18 protein-coding genes, 1 pseudogene and 3 riboswitches are annotated in these 22,147 nt (G+C 44.2%); of the genes and pseudogenes, 7 read left to right on the forward strand and 12 right to left on the reverse strand.

The window, feature by feature from the left end:
* Positions 1 to 52: 52 nt before the first annotated feature.
* The 4 genes from ACQCV8_RS01170 to ACQCV8_RS01185 form a co-directional block, all read right to left on the reverse strand.
* Complete coding sequence (locus tag ACQCV8_RS01170) at positions 53 to 1,378, reverse strand: TrkH family potassium uptake protein (protein ID WP_426842711.1); 1,326 nt, start codon at positions 1,376 to 1,378, stop codon at positions 53 to 55.
* Between the two features lie 3 nt (positions 1,379 to 1,381).
* Positions 1,382 to 2,038, reverse strand: a complete 657-nt coding sequence (locus ACQCV8_RS01175; RefSeq protein WP_426842712.1) for a potassium channel family protein — start codon at positions 2,036 to 2,038, stop codon at positions 1,382 to 1,384.
* 320 nt (positions 2,039 to 2,358) lie between these two features.
* Positions 2,359 to 2,504: riboswitch (cyclic di-AMP (ydaO/yuaA leader) on the reverse strand.
* Between the two features lie 363 nt (positions 2,505 to 2,867).
* Positions 2,868 to 3,464, reverse strand: coding sequence for a DedA family protein (locus ACQCV8_RS01180; protein ID WP_426842713.1), 597 nt, complete (start codon positions 3,462 to 3,464; stop codon positions 2,868 to 2,870).
* 130 nt (positions 3,465 to 3,594) lie between these two features.
* A complete protein-coding gene (locus tag ACQCV8_RS01185; protein WP_426842714.1) occupies positions 3,595 to 4,842 on the reverse strand; it encodes a dicarboxylate/amino acid:cation symporter in 1,248 nt (415 codons plus the stop codon).
* Positions 4,843 to 5,011: 169 nt separating this feature from the next.
* A riboswitch (cyclic di-AMP (ydaO/yuaA leader) is annotated at positions 5,012 to 5,151 on the reverse strand.
* Positions 5,152 to 5,379: 228 nt separating this feature from the next.
* On the opposite strand from ACQCV8_RS01185, the gene ACQCV8_RS01190 reads away from it, so the two are divergent.
* Positions 5,380 to 6,315 (forward strand): DUF6612 family protein, encoded by a 936-nt coding sequence (locus tag ACQCV8_RS01190; RefSeq protein ID WP_426843341.1) that lies wholly within the window; start codon positions 5,380 to 5,382, stop codon positions 6,313 to 6,315.
* Positions 6,316 to 6,657: 342 nt separating this feature from the next.
* Here ACQCV8_RS01190 and ACQCV8_RS01195 read toward each other — a convergent pair whose 3' ends face one another.
* Positions 6,658 to 6,846 (reverse strand): twin-arginine translocase TatA/TatE family subunit, encoded by a 189-nt coding sequence (locus ACQCV8_RS01195; protein ID WP_426842715.1) that lies wholly within the window; start codon positions 6,844 to 6,846, stop codon positions 6,658 to 6,660.
* Positions 6,847 to 7,054: 208 nt separating this feature from the next.
* Positions 7,055 to 7,232, forward strand: a riboswitch (Lysine riboswitch).
* A gap of 114 nt (positions 7,233 to 7,346) precedes the next feature.
* Between ACQCV8_RS01195 and ACQCV8_RS01200 the strand changes: the two genes are divergently transcribed.
* Positions 7,347 to 8,765: an amino acid permease gene (locus tag ACQCV8_RS01200; RefSeq protein ID WP_426842716.1), complete on the forward strand. Its 1,419-nt coding sequence runs from the start codon at positions 7,347 to 7,349 to the stop codon at positions 8,763 to 8,765.
* A gap of 299 nt (positions 8,766 to 9,064) precedes the next feature.
* On the opposite strand, the gene ACQCV8_RS01205 is transcribed toward ACQCV8_RS01200, so the two are convergent.
* From ACQCV8_RS01205 to ACQCV8_RS01225, 5 genes and pseudogenes are all read right to left on the reverse strand, one after another.
* Entirely contained in the window at positions 9,065 to 10,231 is a 1,167-nt protein-coding gene (locus tag ACQCV8_RS01205) for a D-alanyl-D-alanine carboxypeptidase family protein (protein WP_426842717.1), read from the reverse strand.
* 157 nt (positions 10,232 to 10,388) lie between these two features.
* Complete coding sequence (locus ACQCV8_RS01210; RefSeq protein WP_426842718.1) at positions 10,389 to 11,858, reverse strand: UDP-N-acetylmuramoyl-L-alanyl-D-glutamate--2,6-diaminopimelate ligase; 1,470 nt, start codon at positions 11,856 to 11,858, stop codon at positions 10,389 to 10,391.
* Between the two features lie 201 nt (positions 11,859 to 12,059).
* The gene (gene fumC / locus ACQCV8_RS01215) at positions 12,060 to 13,439 is read right to left on the reverse strand and encodes a class II fumarate hydratase (RefSeq protein ID WP_426842719.1); all 1,380 of its coding nucleotides are present in this window, start codon (positions 13,437 to 13,439) and stop codon (positions 12,060 to 12,062) included.
* 45 nt (positions 13,440 to 13,484) lie between these two features.
* The gene (locus ACQCV8_RS01220; RefSeq protein WP_426842720.1) at positions 13,485 to 14,018 is read right to left on the reverse strand and encodes a GNAT family N-acetyltransferase; all 534 of its coding nucleotides are present in this window, start codon (positions 14,016 to 14,018) and stop codon (positions 13,485 to 13,487) included.
* A 39-nt stretch (positions 14,019 to 14,057) separates the two neighbouring features.
* Positions 14,058 to 14,144 (reverse strand): annotated as a pseudogene (locus ACQCV8_RS01225) (DUF3970 family protein); the annotation flags it as partial.
* Positions 14,145 to 14,399: 255 nt separating this feature from the next.
* Here ACQCV8_RS01225 and ACQCV8_RS01230 point away from each other — a divergent pair.
* From ACQCV8_RS01230 to ACQCV8_RS01250, 5 genes are all read left to right on the forward strand, one after another.
* Entirely contained in the window at positions 14,400 to 15,260 is an 861-nt protein-coding gene (locus tag ACQCV8_RS01230) for an EcsC family protein (RefSeq protein WP_426842721.1), read from the forward strand.
* A gap of 123 nt (positions 15,261 to 15,383) precedes the next feature.
* Positions 15,384 to 15,710: a PadR family transcriptional regulator gene (locus ACQCV8_RS01235; RefSeq protein ID WP_426842722.1), complete on the forward strand. Its 327-nt coding sequence runs from the start codon at positions 15,384 to 15,386 to the stop codon at positions 15,708 to 15,710.
* Positions 15,711 to 15,713: 3 nt separating this feature from the next.
* On the forward strand, positions 15,714 to 16,376 hold the full coding sequence (locus tag ACQCV8_RS01240; RefSeq protein WP_426842723.1) for a DUF1129 family protein: 663 nt from the start codon (positions 15,714 to 15,716) through the stop codon (positions 16,374 to 16,376).
* Positions 16,377 to 16,461: 85 nt separating this feature from the next.
* A complete protein-coding gene (locus ACQCV8_RS01245) occupies positions 16,462 to 16,797 on the forward strand; it encodes a DUF3243 family protein (protein WP_426842724.1) in 336 nt (111 codons plus the stop codon).
* A 25-nt stretch (positions 16,798 to 16,822) separates the two neighbouring features.
* On the forward strand, positions 16,823 to 17,572 hold the full coding sequence (locus ACQCV8_RS01250) for an SDR family NAD(P)-dependent oxidoreductase (RefSeq protein ID WP_426842725.1): 750 nt from the start codon (positions 16,823 to 16,825) through the stop codon (positions 17,570 to 17,572).
* 34 nt (positions 17,573 to 17,606) lie between these two features.
* Here ACQCV8_RS01250 and brnQ read toward each other — a convergent pair whose 3' ends face one another.
* On the reverse strand, positions 17,607 to 18,929 hold the full coding sequence (gene brnQ / locus ACQCV8_RS01255; RefSeq protein WP_426842726.1) for a branched-chain amino acid transport system II carrier protein: 1,323 nt from the start codon (positions 18,927 to 18,929) through the stop codon (positions 17,607 to 17,609).
* An 808-nt stretch (positions 18,930 to 19,737) separates the two neighbouring features.
* Positions 19,738 to 22,134: an immune inhibitor A domain-containing protein gene (locus ACQCV8_RS01260; RefSeq protein WP_426843342.1), complete on the reverse strand. Its 2,397-nt coding sequence runs from the start codon at positions 22,132 to 22,134 to the stop codon at positions 19,738 to 19,740.
* Between the last annotated feature and the right edge of the window lie 13 nt (positions 22,135 to 22,147).

A 22,147-nucleotide genomic window follows, 5' to 3' on the forward strand; every position in this document is an offset into this window, starting at 1 on the left:
CACAAAGCTAAAAAATCTTCAGCCTCGGTTGTTTTTGCAAAGTACGGCCGTCTTACCCTGTTAAAATGTCCTCCTTCGGATACCGGACAATCTGTTTTCCAGCCGGAGTGGCGAGCGAGTAAATCAGGGTTAGCGGACCCAGCTTCCCTAAAAACATAATCATGATCAGAATGATTTTACCAAAGGATGAAATGGAGCCTGTAATCCCCATTGAGAGCCCGACTGTTCCAAATGCGGAAACAACTTCAAATAATATTTCCAAAAAGGCTTCATCCTCAGTGATGGTCATCATAAAAACAGCCCCGATAATGAAAAGGATCGATACGATACTGATTGATAAGGCTCTGACTATATACCCGCCGTCAAGTGACCGGTTGCCGATCAGAATATCTTTTTTCCCTCTTAAAAAAGTAATCGTTGCCAGAAAAATCACCAGTGCGGTTGTAAGCTTTATCCCCCCTCCTGTGGAGGCGCTTCCCGCCCCGATAAACATCAGGACAATAATATAGAAAAGCGACGCTTCATGCATTTGTGCCATATCCAATGTATTGAAGCCTGCCGTTCTTGGAGAAGCCGCCTGGAACCAGGAAGCCCAAAGTTTATCTCCAAGGGATAGAGAGCCAAGTGTTCCCGGATTGCCGTATTCCAGAATGAAAAGAATCAGCATGGATACTAAGTTAATAACAAGCGTAGCAATCAGCATGATTTTCGTATGGAGGCTGAATTTTTTGAACTTCTTTTTTTGCCAGACATCTACTAAAACTGTAAAGCCAATTCCTCCAATAATAAAAAGCAGACTGATTACAACATTAATAACAGGGTTTCCAACATAACCAATTAAGTTATCTGAAAACAGACCAAAACCTGCATTATTAAATGCTGAAATTGCATGGAATAAGCTATAAAACAATCCTTTTCCCCATCCTAGTTCAGGGACCCATACAAAAGCGAGAAAGATCATGGCAATAAACTCTATAGCAAATGCAAAAATGAACATGTATTTCACGAGGCGTATAACCCCGCCTAAATTCGTCTGATTTAGAGCCTGCTGGATGATCATACGGTCCTTCATCCCAACTTTTCTTCCAAGAACCATATAGATCAGCACGGCAAAAGACATAATTCCAAGTCCCCCAAGCTGGATGAGAAGAGCAATGATGCTCTGGCCGAAGACTGTAAATGCTGTACTTGGATCGACACTCGACAGACCGGTCACAGTCATGGCTGAGGTGGCAACAAATAGAGCATCCACCCATGAGATTCCTTCTGTTGTGGAATAAGGAAGCTTAAGCAAACATGTCCCCGCGGCAATCGCAACGGAGAATATAAGCACAAGCAGCTGCGATGGTTTAAGCTTTATGACTCTGGGGAATTTCATAGGCTACATTCCTTCTTCCTCAAAACGTGAGATGTCCTTATTTTTACCGATAACAAGCAGTATATCGCCTTTTTTTACGGTTTCTTCTTCAGCAGGAGATACGATCATATCTTCATTCCGTTGAATTCCCACAATGTTGCAGCCGAACTTGGATCGGACGTCTAATTCCAGCAGCGATTTTCTGTTTATTTTATCTGTCACCATCAATTCCGCCAGGCTGTGTTCCTTTGAGAGCTCGATGTAATCAATCATTTTTTCAGAACTTATGTGATGGGCAATCCTTTTTGCCATATCCCTTTCCGGATGGATCACCCGATTGACACCGATTTTATCAAGAACCCGCTGATGGTAATCATTTTGAGCCTTCGCCCACACTTCCGGGATCCCCAGTTCTTTTAACAGCAAAGAAGTCAGGATACTCCCCTCGATATCACCTCCAAGAGACACAAAGGCATGGTCCACATTTCTGACTCCAAGCTGTTTTAGCGCTTCCTCATCCATAGAATTAGCCTGCACTGAATGGGTCGCATAGGCAGCATACCGCTGAACCCGGTCGAGGTTTTTATCTACGGCCAGAACCTCTCTCCCAAGCTCGTGGAATTCTTTTACGAGGCTGCCTCCAAAGCGTCCTAATCCAAAAACTGCAAATTGTTTATCCACCGGTGAAATCTCCCTCTAAGTTAGATTGAATCTTCCACACTTCATTTCCAGTGAACTTTCGAAGTGGGAGATTACTGAAAACAACGCCCTTACGCCTTCTGCTAAAAAGGCTATGCCCTAAAGCTTTTTAACATCTGTTGATTGGGGCGCAGAGCGTAAAACCCTGCACTTGGGGGATCGGGGAAGACTCACCGCCCTCCCAAGGATAAGGGAACGCCTGCCAGCTGCAATCAACAGCCTGATTTAACTAAGCTGTTTAAAAAAATCCACACAAAAAAGCACAGAGGACTGCCCCTGTGCTTAACTCGACACAAGTTCCATCGGCCTCTCCAAACGCTTACGGGGTTAGCTGTCGGGTTAGGGCATGGAAGTAGCCCTTTCTGCTAGAGAATTCACCCCAAGCGGCGATTATCCGCCACACGTCCATGGGTCCCCCGCTCCATTAAGGATTAAGCGATATAGGTAGTGAAACAATGATAATAAATAATTACGAGAGTATATTACTCCTGTTACAAACCAGAGTAAAGAACGAAAATAACCTCTATATCTTCATTTTATCTGCTTATGATGAGTTTTCCGGCCTATTACAGCCTATTGCTTAACCAGCCTTCGATTTACTGGTTCCTGCGCCTGATTATCATATGAAAATTTACGCTTTTACTGAAGTGAAGCTTGAAGAGACTTTTCCTGCCGTTGTTTAATCCAGAGATTTTTTAACCGTGGCGGACGGTGGCGGGTGATGCCGGTCTTATGCCTTCCCCATGACTCAGCACCGCTTATAGATAAGCTAATCCAATAAACATAATAAAAAACTCTGCAGCCGCAGAGTTTAAGCTGTTTTTCTTTTATTTGCGCTTTTAGCAAACAGATAAACGGCTATGACCATCAAAAATATAATAATAAGCGGAATCATATAGGGCTGAGCAGCTTCCTTAATATGCATCCAGTTGCTTCCAAGCTGAATGCCGAGAATTAAAAATAAAATGGTCCACGGGATCATGGCTGCAACAGTATACACTGTAAATTTCCAAACAGGCATTTTGGCTACGCCCGCCGGAATCGAGATGGCATGCCTTACAACAGGAATAAACCGCGCGAAAAAAATGACCCCTGTTCCGTATTTTCCAAACCATTGCTCGGATAAGTCGAGGTGTTTTTTATTGACGAGAAGATACTTCCCGTATTTCTCTAGAATCGGACGGCCCCCGTAATACCCAAGCCAATAAAGAAACAGCTGAGCCAGTGTTCCTCCAATTACTCCAGCTGCAACAGCTCCGGCAAATCCTATTCTCCCTAAGGAGACCAGATATCCTCCATAACCAAGCACAATCTCACTTGGAATCATTTCAATCATCAAGCCAATGGCAATTCCAAAGTAGCCTAAATCAGCAAGTCCCTCGAACATACTAAAAATAAATTCTTTCATATGCTGCTCCTTTGCACCTTAAAATCCTTTATTCTACTATACGTCTGAAAAAGACAAGTATTCTGCAGAAAATTTCCGGTCATACAAAAAGCCGGCAGCTTTACCGCTGCCGGCTTTTCTCCTGAAAGATTTACATGCTTTGCACAACTTTTTCTTCAGTTGGCAGGCTTCCATTCTTCTTTTCCGTCTCTGCCACGATTACTGCGCATGCGGCATCCCCGGTAATGTTAAGTGAAGTTCTGGCCATATCAAGAAGACGGTCGATTCCAAGTATTAAGGCTATCCCCTCTACTGGAAGATTAACTGAATTCAGGACAAGTGCCAGCATAATTAATCCTACTCCAGGAACCCCCGCCGTTCCGATACTTGCAAGGACAGCTGTAAGAACAACGGTCAATAGAGCCGTGATCGTTAAATCCACCCCATAAACCTGGGCTATAAATACTGTAGCCACCCCTTGCATGATCGCCGTTCCATCCATATTAATGGTTGCCCCAAGAGGCTGAACAAATCCGCTGATTTGCTTTGGAACGCCAAGATTTTTCTGGGCTGTTTCCATCGAAAGCGGAAGAGTCGCATTACTGCTTGACGTACTGAAGCCAACGGTCATTGCCGGTGCAAATCCTTTAAAGAACCAGATTGGATTCTTTTTCGCAAAGATCATGACACTGGAACCATACGTCACGATTGCGTGAACAATAAGTGCAATAAGAACGACGATAAAATAAACTCCCATCGCTTTAATCGCATCGAATCCCTGGCTGCCAATTGCTGTCGCAATCAGACCAAACGTCCCGTATGGCGCAAATTTCATAACAAGCCCGACAAGATACATCATTAGCTCATTTCCTTGTTCAAGGACCTTTTTCAGAGCAGATGTTTTCTCCCCAAGAATCGCAATTCCAACTCCAATAAATACAGAGAATGCGATGATTTGAAGCATGTTGCCGCTCGCCATTGCTTCAATTGGATTTTTCGGGAAAATATTCAGCAGTGTATCTGAAACGGAAGGAGCTTCCTGCGCTTCATAGCTGGCACTTTCCGTATTAAACTCCCCAGCATTTCCAGGCTGGATGATGAGTGCCAAACCCAGTGCAATTGTAATTGCAATAGCTGTTGTCGAAAGGAAAAACCCAATGGTCTTCAAGCCGATTCTTCCAAGCTTCTTCGGATCTCCAAGGCCTGCTACACCAAGAGTAATAGAGAAGAAGACAATGGGAACAACGAGCATGTTTATTAAATTCAGGAAGATGCGTCCAAGCGGAGTAAATAGGAACGTATCCAGCTGTTTAAATAAATCCGGAGAAGTAACGTTTAAAATAATTCCGACAATAGCTCCGGCAATAAGTCCAATAATAATTTTCGTCGCTAGTTTCATAAATGACCTCCCGTTTTACGAATTGTTAGATTAGAAGTGTAGCCTAGCAGATTTACCCAAAACAAGATGCTTGTAAAACCCATTCTGGAAAATACGCAAAAAAGCCGCGAGAAGAGATCTCGCGGCTTATAGGGTCAAATTTCGGATCCGTAGCTTGACATTCCACTGAAGCGTCTCTTCTTAGGCTTACGAGGTTAGCTGTCGGATTCGGACGAAGAGAATATGTCCTACCTGTAAAAGGATTCACCCCTAGTGCGGCCGCACTGATTGGTTCCCCCGTTCCCGTGTGGGATTAAGCGCATAAATATGATTTTGTAGTTTCATTATATACGAATAGTTTGTCAATTTGCAATTACAATTTTTCGAGAAAAATCGTCATTTTATTCCAAAATAAGGGTATAATAGAAATTTTTTTAAATAAAACAGGTATTTTATCTTAAATTTCTGTTTGGTTTATGAAAACCAAGGGTATGGAATTTTATGTTAGCAGTCCCAAAGGCTGTATAAAAAAACGACTGGAGAGTGACACATTTGAAAATGACAGCAAAACTTTCTTCCATGTTTTTGATCCTTTCATTGGTTTTATTCGGTTGCGGTACGGCGAAGGAAGAAACAACTGCCGCTCCCAAAGAGGAGAAAACAGCTACAGGGTCAAAAGAGGATGAAGCGTCTGAAAATGGAACAGAAGCAAAAGAAGCAGAAGCAGCAGAAGCTGAGGAGCCTGCAGCGGAAGAAACAGAAAAATCAGAAGAACAGCCTGCAGAAGAATTAACTGCAGAACAGGTTTTGGAAAAGTCGATTGCGGCTTATGAAGATGTGAAGAGCTTCTCCAGTGAAATGACAGTGGACCAGACTGTTGATGATGGACAGCAAGAAATCAAAACGGATGCCTCTATGCAAATAGAGCAAAATATGGATCCAATGCTGATCCACACTGTAAATACAACGAAATCTGCAGCAGACGGGTCTGAATTTTCTTTTGAATCATATGTAACCAAAGACAACTCTTATGTATCTCAAAATGGCGGAGAGTGGGCCGTAATGGCCACAGATCCTAATAACCCAATGGTACGATCTGAAGCTCAATCAAACCCGGCGGCTGATTTGGAAGGATTACAAGAAGTTGCAGGAGATATTAAGGTCAAAGAAGAAGACAGTGAATACATCATTTCTATTGATGAACCGAAGGAAGAATTCCTAAATCTTTATGGAGATATGGTTAATCAAATTACTTCTTCTCTTGGCGTAGACGGTGCATCTGCAGAATTAACTGATTTAAAGCTCTCTTATTCAATTGATAAAGAGACCTTCTTGCAGAATACTACAACTGTCATGATGTCAATGACAGTAGATGTTGAAGGCCAAACCATTGCCCTCGATCAGAAAGTCGATGGCACGTTCAGCAAGTACAATGAACTGAATGACCTGGAAGTCCCTGAAGAAGTAACCGATTCTGCACAGCCAATGGAGTAAATAATCAAATTGGACCTGCCGGTGGACTAGTGTGACTGCGAAGAACCCCCACCGTCAAATGGTTAGCCCGTTTAAAGCTTATCCATACGGATATCCAATCTAAATAAAAGGCTCTGTTAATTTAGCTTTTGATTACAGCCAGCAGGCGTTCGTTTATCTTTGGGCGGGCGGTAAGCCTCCTTGCCGCTATGCGGCAGCGGGATCTGCCCTATCCTGCCGCTCTCAAACGTAAAGGCTCACGCCCTTCTTTTCAGTCAACAGGTTTTAGTAATCAGCCCCATGCTTTAACATAGCCAATTAAAAAATGAACCGGCTGCCTTATGCCGGTTCATTTTCTATCTATTAGATACGATTTTCATCTGTCTTTTTTGCTTTTTCTTCATCCTCGTCCATCATCCCGCGGGTAGCATTTTTGAATTCCCGGAGCGTTCTTCCTGCTGCTTTCCCAAGCTCCGGAAGCTTTTTTGGTCCAAACAGCAGCAGTGCCACCACTAGTATCAATAAGATTTCTCCAAATCCCAAACTGCCCATATTCTAATCCCCTTTGTGTTACAGTTTGTCAGTCTTGATTAAATTATAGGTGATTTACTGGGAAAAACCAAGAGAATACTTATAATTTTCTGACGGATTCGCAGGTGGAAGGTTAAGGTAATCTGATGTTTCCATTGACGATTCTTATGAAATCATTTATCATTTTCAAGTATCATAATTCAATAAGAAAAATCCTCACTCCATATCTCGGTGAGGTAGAGGTTGCACCAATTATTAGTAACCGGGCTGAAGCCGTTGGGGCTGTTGATGTCTGTTGAAAGGAAAAGGTGCCGAAGCAAGCTGATACCAATCATCAGTCCTTGCTGGGCCTGTATTTAATAAATACAGGACTGCCGCAGTATTCATCGCGGAGCGCTATCAGGAGATAGGTTGAGGCGACTATGTATAGGAAACGCATGGATTGCTCCATGCGTTTTTATTTATGTGCATAACGTCCTCCATCTTCCTTTAAGCAGCAAATCATATAAGGAGGATTTACAATGGAACAAAAAAAATGGGGCTTTTGGCTGCTATCTGCTTTTGTAATCGGAAATATGGTCGGATCCGGCATTTTCATGCTTCCGAGCACACTTGCACAAATGGCCAGTCCTATGGGAGTAGCCTCTGCATGGCTGGTTACCGGCCTCGGGGTCTTAATGATTGCCCTCGTATTTGGAAATCTTTCGGTGAGAAAGCCGGAGTTAACCGGGGGGCCTCAAAGCTACGCAAGGGCCATGTTTAAATCAGAGAAAACCGGAAAGGCTGCAGGATTTAGTATGGTGTGGGGCTACTGGGTAGCAAACTGGATCAGCAATGTTGCCATCATCACAAGCTTTGCAGGTTACTTATCGGCATTTCTTCCAATCATGAAAGATACGACCGTCCTCTTTTCTGTCGGGCCTCAGGAAATCGAACAAGGCCGGCTGATTACTTTTGCTGTTTGCACCATCTTATTATGGGGAACTCATACAATTCTTGTGAACAATTTGAATGCAGCAGGCCGGCTGAATTTTGCTGCTACCGCATCGAAGGTAATCGGCTTTATGCTCTTTATTGGCGCTGCCCTGTTCGCATTTCAGGGAGCAAGCACTGGAGAATGGTACTTCGAAGTCCAATCAAACGGGGAACCACAAGGACTTTTTAAGCAGGTACAGCTTGCAGCTGTTTCAACCCTCTGGGCTTTTGTAGGAATCGAATCGGCTGTGATCCTGTCCGGGCGTGCCCGCTCCCAATCAGATGTAAAAAAAGCAACGATTTTTGGATTGCTGGTTGCGCTATCCATTTATATGATTACGACATTGCTTACAATGGGTGTTATTCCAAGAGAAGAGTTAATGCAGTCTGACAAGCCATTTGTTGATGTTCTCGCTCTTTTCCTTGGAGACGCCGGCGGGACAGCGATGGCCATTCTTGCCCTTATCTCCTTATTCGGTTCTACTCTGGGCTGGATTTTAATGAGCTCAGAAGTCGCCTACCAGGCAGCCAAGTCTGGAATTTTCCCGGCTGCATTCGGAAAAAACAATAAAAAAGGAAGCCCTGTGGTTTCCCTCACGATTACCAATATCATGTCACAGCTGTTTATCTTTTCAGTTATCTCAGGCACAATCAGTGAAGCTTACACGTTCCTGACAACTTCAGCTACACTTGCCTATCTGATTCCATACCTTGTTTCTTCTATCTATTATTTAAAGCTCGTTTTAAACGGCGAAACGTTCAGCGAAATCAAAGGATCCAGAGTAAGAGAAGGATTGATTGCTTCACTGGCGCTGATCTACAGTGTGTACGTTATCATCTCCGGAACGTCAGACCTTAAGACATTCTTCCTCGGCATAGGTCTCTTCCTTGCAGGCCTGATTGTGTATCCTCTTCTTAATCGGAAGAAGCATGAACAGCCGGATTCAGATTCCGGCACATTATAAATCTGTAAAATAAAGCCCGGGAGTGCTGAATAAGCATTCCCGGGCTTTTTCTAATTCTATTCAACTCGGCTTTTGATCGCAGCAGGCTTGCGTAAGCCTTCCGCTCCAATTAACAGGTGCTGGCAATCAGCATAATGCTTTATGATAACCATTCTTTTAAACTGATCTTAAGTATCTTTAGGGTTACAATCATTGACTTAAGAGCCTTTTATTCCAGGATGTCTTTCTTTATAATCTTGTTATGCTGTCTTGTTCGCTATTTTTGAGCTGTATAACAAAAAGCCCTAATGGACTTTTTGCTATCTTTTCGTCTGCCAATATAAAGTACCGCTAATAAAGGTCACTAAAAGGAAGGCTGCAATTGCTGCCAGGAAAAAATGACTGCTGAAGTACTTGTCCTCTTCTTCTTTATTTTCCTGCAGATTTTGACTGATGCCCTGGCCTTCCGGAATAGCGGATTCCAGTTTTGCTGAAGCCAGTTCCTGCCCATCCTCGCCGTGTACAACCAGCTCATTTAGCCGATTTATCTTTGTTGTCACCTTTTCATCTTTGCCTTTAGTATAGGGAATAGGTTCCGTTAGTTGAAGCGGTTCTTTTTTATCATTTACAAGCGAAGCCGCAGGCGCGATTTCTTTCGTTTCAAAGTGTCCAAATCCATAATCAAGTAATTTTTCTGTATCATTATACGTACCACTGTCATTAGGGGACTTTAGTGTTACTGCAATTAAGCTTAACCCATTTTTTTGCGCTGCTGTAACAAGGGTAAAGCCTGATTGGGACACGAACCCGTTCTTTCCGCCCGTCACCCCTTCATAAGGCCGCTGCTTCAGCATTTTATGGTGGGTTAAAAGAGTCGTTTGCCAGGTCTCCCCTTCCCATTCCATAGATTTTGTTCCAAAAATTTCTGCAAATTGCTCATTCTTTATGGCATACTTTGTTATTTTGCCCATATCCGCTGCAGTTGTCCGATGGTCCGGATCAAACAGACCGCTTGGATTTACAAAGTTCGTTTGCTCAACCCCAACGTCTTTTAGTAAATATTCATTCAAATCCTTCGAAAACTGCTCGACATTTCCGCTCATATGTTCAGCTATAGCAATTGCCGCATCATTTCCGGAGTTAATCAGCATTCCCTGAATCAGCCGTTTAAGAGGAACCTGCTCTCCTTCTTCCAGAAAAACTTTAGTCCCTTCTGCATTCCTGGCCTTTTCACTTACTGTTACGATTTCATCCAAATCCCCGTTTTCAATTGCATAAATAGCGGTTGCGATTTTTGTAATACTCGCAGGGTACATAGAAGCATGACCATTCTTTTCGTATAAAATACGCCCAGTTTTTGCATCCATTAAAACGGCTCCTTCACTTTTCAGCGAAAGGTCAGGATCCTTAATGCCGCTTGCTTTGTCCGGGTGCATGATAATGAATAGTGTGAAAGCCGCGATCATCGTGTGCAGGATCTGCTTCATGGATTTACTCTCCTTATCTGTTCCGTTCATAGTTAGTCCTTTTCTAGAATATCAACTTCACAATCTGAAAACAATGTAAATTAATTGAATTCGCTGCATATTCTTACATGGATGAAAACAAAAAAAGGAACCCTGCAGCATCCCGGGTTCCTTTTTTTCATTTCTGAATCAGTTTTTTTTGAAGATACCGGATCGTTTCTCCATCTGTTGCTGCAGGCAGCTCAAATTGCTGCTGATAGGGCTCGTCCCCCTTACCCGTAACGACAATCCAGTCCTTTGGTTTTGCAATCTTAAACATATGCTTGATAGCCATAGTACGGTCAGGAATAAGAGATCCCTTCTCACTGCCGAATGTTTCCTGAAGCCTGATTAATTCATCCATTAATTCATGCTCGGGTACACCGTTGGCATCATCCTGTGTCAGAATGTATCCATCACTCAAATCAGAGGACAATTGAATCATTTCGCTGCGCTTTGATTCATCTCTCCCTCCCCTGAAGCCAAAAATGTGATAAACATTTTCTGCCCCGCATTCTCTTGCAGTTTTCAGACAATGATACAGCGCGTCAGGAGTATGGGCATAATCGACCATGCAGGTAGGCTCGCCCTTCTGCACATACATCTCATTCCTGCCGGGAACTCCGGAAAAGCTTAACAGCGCCTCTTGAATCACTCGCGATTCGATCCCGATTTGTTGAGCTGCCAGAAAAGCCAGTCCTGCATTAAACACGTTATGAAGACCTGGAATCGCAAGCTGGATAAAATGACCTCTATTTTCAGTTTCTTTAAAAATGGCAGACGGTAGCGTATTTGCCTTCCATTCTGATAAACTAAGGTCATTTTCAAGGCCTTCCCCGAATGTCAGAACATCATGTCCTTCTGCCTTTATATTTTCTGTAAGCTTCCTTCCCCACGGTGTATCCGTATTAACAATCGCCTTCCCTGCAGGGGACATCTGGGCGAATAGCCGGGACTTCACTTGAAAATATTCCTCCATCGTATCATGGTAATCGAGATGATCCCGGTCGAGGTTCGTAAACAGCGCGTAATCAAATTGAAGGCCTTCCACGCGATGCTGGCTGATGCCATGTGATGAAACCTCCATCACTGCAAACTCATCCCTGCTCAGATGAAGCAATTTCTGAAGCTCGAGGCTGTCCGGAGTTGTATTGGAGGCTCTGTACCATTTTCCATTTATGTAATTGGCGATTGAACCAAAAAGGGCGCAGGAATATCCCGCTGATTCTACTATATGTTTTATCATATAAGCAGTCGTGGTTTTCCCGTTCGTTCCGGTAATTCCGATCATTTTATGTTTCTGCTGAGGATTGCCGTAAAAAGCGATGGCCATTTCCGCCATCTGCTTTCTGCTGTCGTTCAGGTGAACATAGGGAACAGGAAGGTTATTAAGTGCTTTTTCTCCAGCGACAGCCACAGCCCCTGCTTCAATCGCAGCGTTGATATATTGGTGTCCATCCTGGTCATGACCCGAAATGGCAATAAAAAAATCTCCCGCCTTCACGCATCTTGAATCGGACGTAATCCCTTTTATTTCAATGGATTTAAGATTTTCCAATTCAGGCTCGGGACGGATGGATGAAGATAAAAGCAGCTGATGTAAATTCATAAGGTTGAAACTCCTTCATTTATCTTTTTCACATGGTTCGAAATCCGCCTGTGTTTTTTATCCTTGCCGGGTGATTTTATTATTTGCTGAAAAAAGGGTTTACCCTGAGTTATAATCTGGAAATTGCATGGAAGCGGAGTATGAAAGCTTATGGGAAAAGGGCGCTGCTTCTGAGAAACAGCACCCTATAAGAGACGGTCATTATTTCGGTTTAGTCATTTGCTCTGGAATGACATATTCATCAAATTGCTTTTCAGTAAGAAGATTAAGCTGCAAAGCCGATTCTTTTAACGTCAGACCTTCTTTATGGGCATGCTTCGCAATTTTTGCTGCATTTTCATATCCGATGTGCGGATTTAATGCCGTAACGAGCATGAGAGATTCTTTAAGGTATTTGCCGATCACCTCATGATTCGGCTGGATCCCTTTGGCACAGTGCTCATTAAAGGAAAGAAGGGCATCTGAAAGCAGTCGGACGGATTGAAGGAAGTTATACAAAATGACCGGCTTATATACATTTAATTCAAAGTTCCCCTGGCTTGCTGCAAAGCCTATTGCTGCATCATTCCCCATTACCTGAACCGCCGTCATTGTTAAAGCCTCGCTTTGCGTCGGGTTGACTTTCCCTGGCATGATGGAGCTTCCAGGTTCATTTTCAGGAATAATCAGCTCGCCAATACCGCATCTGGGGCCGCTGGCTAAAAAGCGCACATCGTTTGCAATTTTCATTGCATCGGCAGCCAGCCCTTTAATGGCTCCATGGGCATAAACCATTTCATCGTGAGAGGTTAATGCATGGAACTTATTCGCAGAAGAAATAAATGGGAAGCCTGTATACCTGGCAATTTCCTGAGCTGCTTCATCCCCAAATTCAGGATGGGCATTGATGCCGGTTCCAACAGCTGTTCCTCCTATCGCAAGGTTAAGCAAGTGGGAAGTACCTTCTTCTATCATTCCCTTTGATCGTTCAAGCATATAGGACCAGCCGCTGATCTCCTGGCCAAGTGTAATCGGAGTCGCATCCTGCAAATGAGTCCGGCCAATTTTCACGATGTCCTGAAACTGACCGGATTTTTCCTCCAGCGTCTTTTGGAGCTGTTCCACAGCAGGAAGGAGCTGGTCTTTTACCGCTCTTAAAGCGGCAATGTGCATCGCAGTCGGAAACGTATCGTTTGAGCTCTGGCTCATGTTCACATCATCATTTGCATGGATTTTGGCTTCCCCTTCACCAAGAATCTCATTGCCCCTTCTCGCGACAACCTCATTTACATTCATATTGCTTTGAGTGCCGCTTCCCGTTTGCCAAACTGCCAGCGGAAACTGCTCGTCCCACTTCCCATCAAGAATTTCATCACATGCCTGGACAATCGCTTCTGCTTTTGCTGCCGTAAGCTTTCCTAATTTTTCATTGGAAACAGCCGCACTTCGTTTTAAAACGGTAAATGCATAAATAACTTCCAGCGGCATTTTTTCGGTACCGATTTTAAAGTTCTCCTTGCTCCTCTGTGTCTGGGCTCCCCACATTTTATCTGCCGGAACCTCAATTTCCCCCATTGTATCCTTCTCAATTCTTGTTTGCATGATTATTGATCCCTCCCCTCATTCATTCCCCCATGAACCTGCCGCTTAATCCCTCATTTCTTCTTTGAGCAAAGAAAAAAGCTCAACGTCCTGAAATTTCCCATTCATCCATTCGTATTTCCTCAGCCTTCCTTCGTACCGGAAGTTCAGCTTTTTGAGAAGACCGATCGAACTTAGATTATCGGGCACGACTTTTGCTTCAATCCTGTTTGCCCCCATCTCTCTAAAGGAAAGATCAAACAACAATTGAAGCGCCTCTGCCATGTAACCCTGGCCCCAATAAGGCATGCCGAGCTCATAGCCAATTTCACCTCTGGAATTTTCCTCATCCCACTCGTTAAATCCGCATGTTCCGAGCAATTCGTTCGTATTCTGATCAAGAATTGACCACCGGAATGCTTTCCTCTTTCCCGAGAGTGACCGAAGAATATAGATCATGGATCTGACTTCGGTTATCGTGCCTGCTGCCTGCATATTTAAATAACGGACCACTTCCGGATCAGACCAAATCGGGTACAGCTGCTCCGCATCCTTTTCTTCCAATTCCCTAAGCCGGACTCTCTCCCCTGTTCTTTTCATGGTTACTCTCCCATAGACTTGTTTTTTAAAAACCCGCTCATCCTTAGAGTGTTTGTATTTAGGATTTGTTCTGCCATACTCTTTTGATGTATAAGAAACCGAATAATTTCTCTCAAAAGAACATATGAAAAGCTTCCAGTTCTTCCTTGCTGCCCATTAATCGTATTTGAGCCAAAAACATCTTCCTTTTCTTTTATGATTTCATCATCTTAACGGGTACAAGCCCGAATGTCCAGAGTACTTACTGACTCCACCTGCTATAATGAATGTGTCCCTGCTGCTCTCATCCTGCAGCATAACCCATCCGGACATCGGACAGACTGAAACCTGCCGATTGAATATACGTACTATTAGCTACTAACCATAAAAGGGGGAGATTGTATGGAAACGAAAGAATTACTGCAGCACTCATTATCTGAAGTGGAAAAATGGGAAAAAGATCAGCAGGGCTTATGGTTCTGGGAAAAAATCACCCGGCTCCCTTTTAAGCTTTTAGACAGGATCACCCCTGCTTTTCTGCAGAAAAAAATCGGAGTTCTTCTGGATGAAATCGGCAGCTACGTTCAGTCAGGAGGAAAGTACCTGACTCAGGAGAAAATGATGCTCAATAAACTGGCTGAAAAGTCAGGGAGAGAAATTGAAACGATCGAAGAAGCAGCAATGATCCCTGTTGCAGACATGAAAAAGGTATGTGAAGAAATCAGAGCGTCACGCGGCAACCTTGCGACGGTTCAAGGAGCTTCTACAGGATTTGGAGGAATGTTCACTCTCGCTTTGGATATCCCTGTTATTTTGGGGCTCTCCCTTAAAACTCTGCAGGAGATTGCGATTGCCCACGGATATGATCCGAAGCAAAAAGAAGAGCGGGTGTTTATCGTTAAATGCCTTCAATTTACTTCAGCGGATATCGTTGGAAAACAGGCCATCCTAAATGAGCTGGCAGGATTTCATAAGAGAACCGATTCCTCCGAAGTCTTTTCCCAGCTTCAAGGGTGGAGGGAAGTCATGTATTCCTACAGAGACACATATGGAATCAAAAAGCTTCTTCAGATGATTCCGATTGCAGGAATGGTGTTTGGGGCTTTAACGAATCGCTCCATGATTAAAGAACTTGCCGAAACTGGAACAATGCTTTACCAAAAAAGAAGAATCCTTGCAAGGCTGGACGAGCTGGAAGAAACAGATGCAAATCCGGCTCTAATCGAAACGGCCGAGACTTCGACAGAATCTTCAGGAGATTAAGTCAAAATCTTCTTGACAGTATTCCTTACTAAATGTATCGTAAAGTCAGCTACTTTGCTTAGCAAGGTAGCTAACTTTACGCCCCACTATCTTGTTATGCAATACAGCAAAGGAGGGTTGATTGTGTCAAGTCGCAGTCAATTGCTAAAAGGCATTTTGGATGGCTGTGTCCTGGCTGTCATTCAAAGAGAGCCGGTTTACGGCTACGAATTATCCAAAAAACTTCAGACAGCAGGTCTGAATGAGGTAAGCGAGGGGACAATCTATCCCGTCTTGCTTAGACTTCAGAAGAACAATTGGATACTCGGGAAGATGCAGCCGTCTCCATCAGGCCCTAACCGCAAATATTACGAATTGACGGAGGAGGGAAAAGAAGCTCTCGAAATCATTAAGCAGGAATGGAACAAAATCTCTGTACCCGTAAGCTTACTATTTGAAGGAGAGGATTGAACGATGCAAGCGAAGCAGCTGATTAAAATGAATAACGAAAAGCGCGGGCTTTTAACTAATGAAAACGAGCAGGTTTATTCAGACTTTCTGCTTTACCTCCGCATGCAGCTTTCTTTATCAGCCCAGCAGACGGAGGAAATCCTCATGGAAATCCTGGAACACCTGCTGGAAGCTCAAAAAGAGGGAAAGAAAGCAGAGGTTTTATTCGGCAGCGACCCTAAGGGATATGCAGATGAGCTCATCGCCCTTATTCCAAAGGACAGCAAAAAAAGCAAAGTGAAGTTTTATATTTCACAGCTAATGAATTTATTGGGCTGGATTTTAGCAGGAAGAGGACTAATTCTTTTAGGTGCCGGACCTTTCCTATCAATTGATCCCTCCGTTTCATTGATCAAATCCGGAGTAACGCTCAGCGTAATTTTAATTTTTACGCCGCTGTTAATCCTGTATTTTTTCCGGACGATCCAGCAATCTTTATTCAAGAAAAAAAATACGCACAATTTAAACTCTGTTAAAGCAGGAATCGCCGGATCACTTTTGACAGGTCTGCTGGTGGCATGCGGCCTGCTGATTCCTGAGACAGGACCTTCTTTTCCACTTGATTGGCTTGGCTCATTGAGTGCCGGGATCGTCTGCCTGATCCTCTATTATGTAATAAAAGAATAGGAGCAGCACATCCAAAACCTAAATTTCGTTTATCCCGCTTCCCGGGGGGCTAATACAATACTAATCTTCCAGGAGGTGGATGAACATGGGTTTTGAAAAAGATACCGCGATTCGTGAAGAAAAAGTAGAAGGCAAAATGGATCAGATGAGCAAGCAGGAAATGGATCAGATTCTGGAGAATTTCGAACACTTCAAAAGCTACTTAAATGACAAGGTCAGCATGGGCGAAAAAATGGGATTAAGCGAAGAAACAATGGCAAAGGCAGCCAAAACAGCTGCTGAGTATTTGGCGAATAATGTGGAACCGAAAAACCGCGAAGAGTACTTGCTCAAAGAGCTCTGGAAGGCTGGAAACGAGGAGCACCGCGGGCATCTATCCCATATTCTCGTGAGAATGGCGAAGTCTGAAGGAAACGAATAAATGCAGGGATGAAAGGATGTTTTACATGAAGAACAAAGTAGTCATCATTTCAGGCGCCACTGCAGGAATCGGCAAAGCAGCCGCTCTCTCCTTTGCAGAGAAAGGCGCTCATGTATACGCATTGGGACGGGATGAACAAAGCGGCAAAGAGCTTGAAGATCAATCCCGCAGTCTGGAAGGCCGTATCACTTTTTCAAAAACGGATATCAGCCAGGAAAGCAGTGTTCAGTCATTCTTTGAAGAGTTTGGAAAAGACCAGGACAGCTTTCATGTCCTATTTAACAACGCAGGAATAGGGAATACGGCCATAGGCCCGCTCAGCAGAATTCATGAGGACGATTGGGAAAAGCTTTTCAGCATTAATTTGAAATCCCAATACTTTATGATCAAGCACGGTGAAAAACATTTTTCGAAAGATGAGCCGGTGAGCATTATAAACAATGCAGCCATCGTCGGAACCGGAAAATTCCCGCCTGCTCTTCCTGCTTACAGCGCCAGTAAAGCAGGAGTGATTGCGATGACCAAATCATTGGCTTCAAGGTTTGCAAAACGGAATGTGCGGGTCAACGCAATTTCCCCTGGACCGGTTGAAACGAGGCTGGCTAAAAGCCTTTATCCCAATGAAGAAGCCTACGAAAAGGCAGAGAAGGATCATCCGCGTGGAAAATTCGGTACGCCGGAGGAAATTGCTAAAGCGGTTCTCTTTCTGGCGAGTCCTGACTCCAGCTATATCAATGGCCACAACCTGATTATTGACGGGGGATATTCACTATAGGCAATCAAAAAGAGGCCCTGGTAAAGGCCTCTTTTCACTGTTCAGCGGGTTGTCTGTTTTTCCGGTGTACGCTGAAACCATAACCCGCAGCAGCTCCTGCCACAGCAGGGAGAAGCCAGCCGATTCCTTCAGCAGAAAAAGGAATGGTTCCGATAATGGGATCAAGGCTTCCATTAAATAAGGATGTATTCAAAAACTCAGCAACGCTGTAAATTCCCGTAAACAAAACGGCTGTGTAATATACAGGCTGATGATCCTTAAAGACTTTTTCCATCAGGCCGATCGTGACTAAGACAACAAGCACCGGATAGATCATGCTTAAAACCGGAACGGAAATGCTTAAAATTTGATTCAGGCCAAGATTGGCAATCAGCATACTGGCTGCTGAAAACACCACTGCCCAAATCCTGTAGGAAAGTGCTGGAATGAGCTTATAAAAGTACTGGCTGCATGCTATGACAAGGCCTATTGACACACTCAGGCACGCGAAGGTGAACAAGACACCCAAGATGACAAGACCCGCATCCCCGAAAAGATTTCTTGTCAAAAGGGTCAAAACTTCTGCTCCGTTCTCCGCTGCACCATAGCCCGCTGAAGAAGCGCCGAGATAGGCTAAAACGCTGTAAACAGAAGCTAAGAGAATACCTGCTCCCAGTCCAACAGTCATCATACTGCGGGAAATTTCCGTCTTCGTTTTCATCCCTCTTGAACGGACGGTATTGGCAATCAGGACGCCGAAAGCCATCGCTCCCAATGCATCCATTGTTAAATAGCCGTCAAGGAATCCCTGAAAAAATGAGTTATCCTGATACGTTTTCTGAGGAGCTGCAAATGACTCCGGGGGAGAAAAAAGATTTCTTGCAAATAACACTCCAATAATCGTTAACGTTACCGGAGCCAGAATTTTTCCAAGCCTGTCTATAAGTTTAGAAGGAGAAAGACTAAGCCATAGAACCATTCCGAAGAATAACAGTGTATAAATCCCTAATTGAACCTGATCTCCCGCGGTTCCTTCTCCTAGAAAGGGCTTCATTCCCATTTCAAATGAGATTGTCGCTGCCCGTGGAATGGCAAGTCCAGGTCCTATACAAAGATAAATGACAATTGGAAAAACAAGAGCAAAATAAGGGTGGACCTTCTGATTCAGCTGATCGGCACTGCCATGAATGGCGATTGCCATAACGACCATCACAGGGAGCCCGACGGCTGTAGCAATAAACCCTGCAAGAGATGAAAATGTATGAGTACCGGCAGAATAGCCAAGGAATGTTGGAAAAATCAGGTTGCCAGCCCCAAAAAACATCGAAAACAGCATAACACTGATCAGAATCTGATCCTTGCTGCTAAGCTTACCCATCGTCCTCTCCTCCTCATCTAAAATATAATTATGAAGTATAACAACTTGTACAATATTTGGCTACCACTTTCGAAAAATACTAAAATTTTAAATAAAAAACATGGTGGAAGGATTGCTATAGTCTGGAATATGGGAAATTCGCAAAAATGGGTATTTAGTCATGAATGATGGTGATCTGTATATACTTTGGATATGGGTTCTGAATGAAGGGCCTGAACCTAAATTCGGGGTCTGGCTCTCACTCAGATAAAGCGTTAAAGCTTAGGCACCGGCTTTTTTGTTTTTATGCGGTGGTACTGCGTTATTTTGCCTCCGTCCCCCAGTACTGCAAAGCATTGGGGGCCAGAGGCGGAAAGCTCTTTTCCCTTCTCTCACAACACCTTTAAAGGTCGGGGTCGGAGGAAATCAAGTTGACATAATCGGGATCGGAGGCATCCTCCGACCCCCTTTTTCCTCCTTTTCGGGGACAGAGCAGAGCAAAAGCAGTCTCTTGTGCTGCAAGCGATTAATCATGATGGGGTCAGAGCTTTAGCCCTTTACCGGAGGTGGGGCCGGAGGTGAGGCAGACCAGGCGGACTGGCGATCGGAGCTCAGCAATGAGGATAGGAGGCAAAAACACCCCCGTCAAGCTATGAATAAAATGGAGCAGAAATTCCTCTCCCTGCATGATGCAAGGCGGGCCAAACAATAAGAAAAAGTGCTCAGAGCATGCTCTGAGCACTTTTATGGAAGGAAGGCTTTATTCCGGGGATCCAGGAAAGGAGACCCTGTCATATCCCTTTTTACAAAGCCCTTCTTTCTATCAGAATTATTTGCGGATCCAGACCATACCGGCAGAGTTATCTTTCGCTTCTCCCATAACTTGTACTTTCAAGCCATGCTTCGGAAGGATTTTCCCTGCATCCGGAAGATCGTAATCAATGTATGTTTGGGAGTCGTCGAACAACGTGTTTCCGAGCATTCCTTTGAATGTATATTCTCCGCGGGTCGGAGAGGACACGGTGAATGCTTTTGTTTTGTCCCATGAGAACGCAGCGTCTGCTACCTGATAGCGTGTGCTGTTTGCAGCACTTGGTTTGCCGTTCAGCATTCCGAATACGGTCTCCGGATGGGAATCCACTACACCGATGAAGCCATAACCCGGATGGTGTGCTGGGCCTGTCCAGTTATCTGTGTAGCTTTCATCGCCGTACCATACGAGCATACCTGTATTGTAGACAGCACCCCTGGAGTAGGCGAGAGATTTATCGGCTTTCGCGTAGTTTCTCCACTCAAGGTAGTAGTAGTTGTCTTTGTAGAAGTTTCCGTCAGAAACGATAAATCCATCCAGCATCATTTTAGGTGTTCCTTCAACGTCATCAGAGAAGACAACTTTTCCATCAACTGTCAATGTCGGGTTGTCCATTGCAAAGCCGTCAAGAGCCAGCCCGCCATCTGTTACATAGTTGAATTCAAGTTTAATTTTGCTTCCTATAAATTCGCTCAGATCATAGGACTTGTCCACCCATTGGCCTTTTGAGGATTCTGCGCGTGCATCGCTGTCAGTATCTTCGTCTCCGATCGTATCGATAAGAACTTTTGTACCGTCAGCTTTTACTGCATTCACATACAGATAATCGTAATCGAATTCGATGTCAAAATAAGCTTTGTAATCGAATTTTGCAGTTGTGGCATTCGTTAAGTCCACTTCAGGAGAGGTTGCTTTTGTATTGAGATCGTCACCTTTTGTGCTGTAGTAATATTGGTTTCCAAAAGCAGGGGCAATTCCTTTCACTGCTTTTTTCGGAAGGTTGATTTTTACGATTCCCGGGTTTTTGGACTTCGTTACACTTTGGTCGATGACTGTAGAGAAGCCAAACGCGTTAAGGTCGTTATAATCCATTTCTGTGATATTGGCCCAGTTGCCGCCCATTCCTTTTTGGAAGAATTCTTTGTTCATTGGAGAAAAGCTTGTCGGCTCTGTTCCGGCAATCTTCCCATTCCAGCTTCCTCCGCTCATGATGGACCAGGAAGCAACCGGTTCACCTGCACCCGTATACTGTGTGTCATATTCATCTGGAAGGCCAAGGTCATGGCCGAATTCATGGGCGAATACACCGACAGCTCCATCTTCAGGCTGGATCGTGTAATCAAATGCCGCCATTTGTCCGCCCCAATACGGTACTGAAGATGTCGTTCCTGGTACACTGTACGGCTGATTGCCGACTACCCATCTATGCGACCAGATTGCATCATCTCCAAGCAAACCGCCTCCAGCTTCCTGACCAGTACCAGCATGGATCAGCATTAAATGATCGACAAGACCATCAGGCTCGTTTTGATTTCCGTCTCCATCTAAGTCATACTGATCGAACTTGTCATACTCGGAAAGGTCCATCCCAGCCTTAACAGCAGCATTCAGTGAATCTTTAACCAAATCACGCGGTCCTTTTGGCAATGCATTGTCATTCCCGCCATTAGGATTATCGTCTCCATATTCTTTAGCTGTTCCAGGTACCGTCAGCCATTCGGAGACTGTTCCGTCAACTGTGTAGCTTCCGCCTGACTGCTCTTCATAATATTGCTTGAATGTGCTGATTTTTTCACCGTTGAACATGGTGAATTTTTCATCCCCGAACATCAATTTTTCGTAATGTTCTTTGTTGAAGTCATCAGAGTACATGTAGCCTTCTTCCTGTACCACGTTGTTATGTTTGAAATCAGAATATTCTACTAATAGGACAAGAACTTTGTCTTCACGGACATTTCCACTATACGCTGCATCTTTTGCAGGTTTTACTTTAACGAGGCCGTTGGGTTTGCCTTTTGCAGCCTTGTTTTTACCCAGCTTCTTCTGAATGCTCGCTTTTTGTTTAGCCATGAATTCTTTTACTTTCGCATCCATCGAATGTCCGTGGGAATCTGCTGCTACTGAGGGTTTTTCCCCTTCTTTTTCCTCAATATACGATTTAACCGCTTTATTGATTTCGCTTTGTGTGGCAGATTTTGAAATTACGCCTCTCTCTTTAAGAGATTTTGCCAGTCTCTCTTCAGGAATGATATTGTAGTCTATTGGCGCCGACTCCGGAGCATGCGAATGCGCTTCAGCAGCAAGTGCTTGTCCCCCTGCTGGAAGCAATGACCCAAGCAGCAAGCCGCTTGCTACTGCCGTACCGACCGCTGCCCTTTGCCAGCGTTTGCTGTGTCTTTCTACCGATCTTTTCAATTTCCTCAACCCA

The sequence above is a fragment of the Metabacillus sp. 84 genome (genome assembly GCF_050107715.1).
GTDB lineage: Bacteria > Bacillota > Bacilli > Bacillales > Bacillaceae > Metabacillus_B.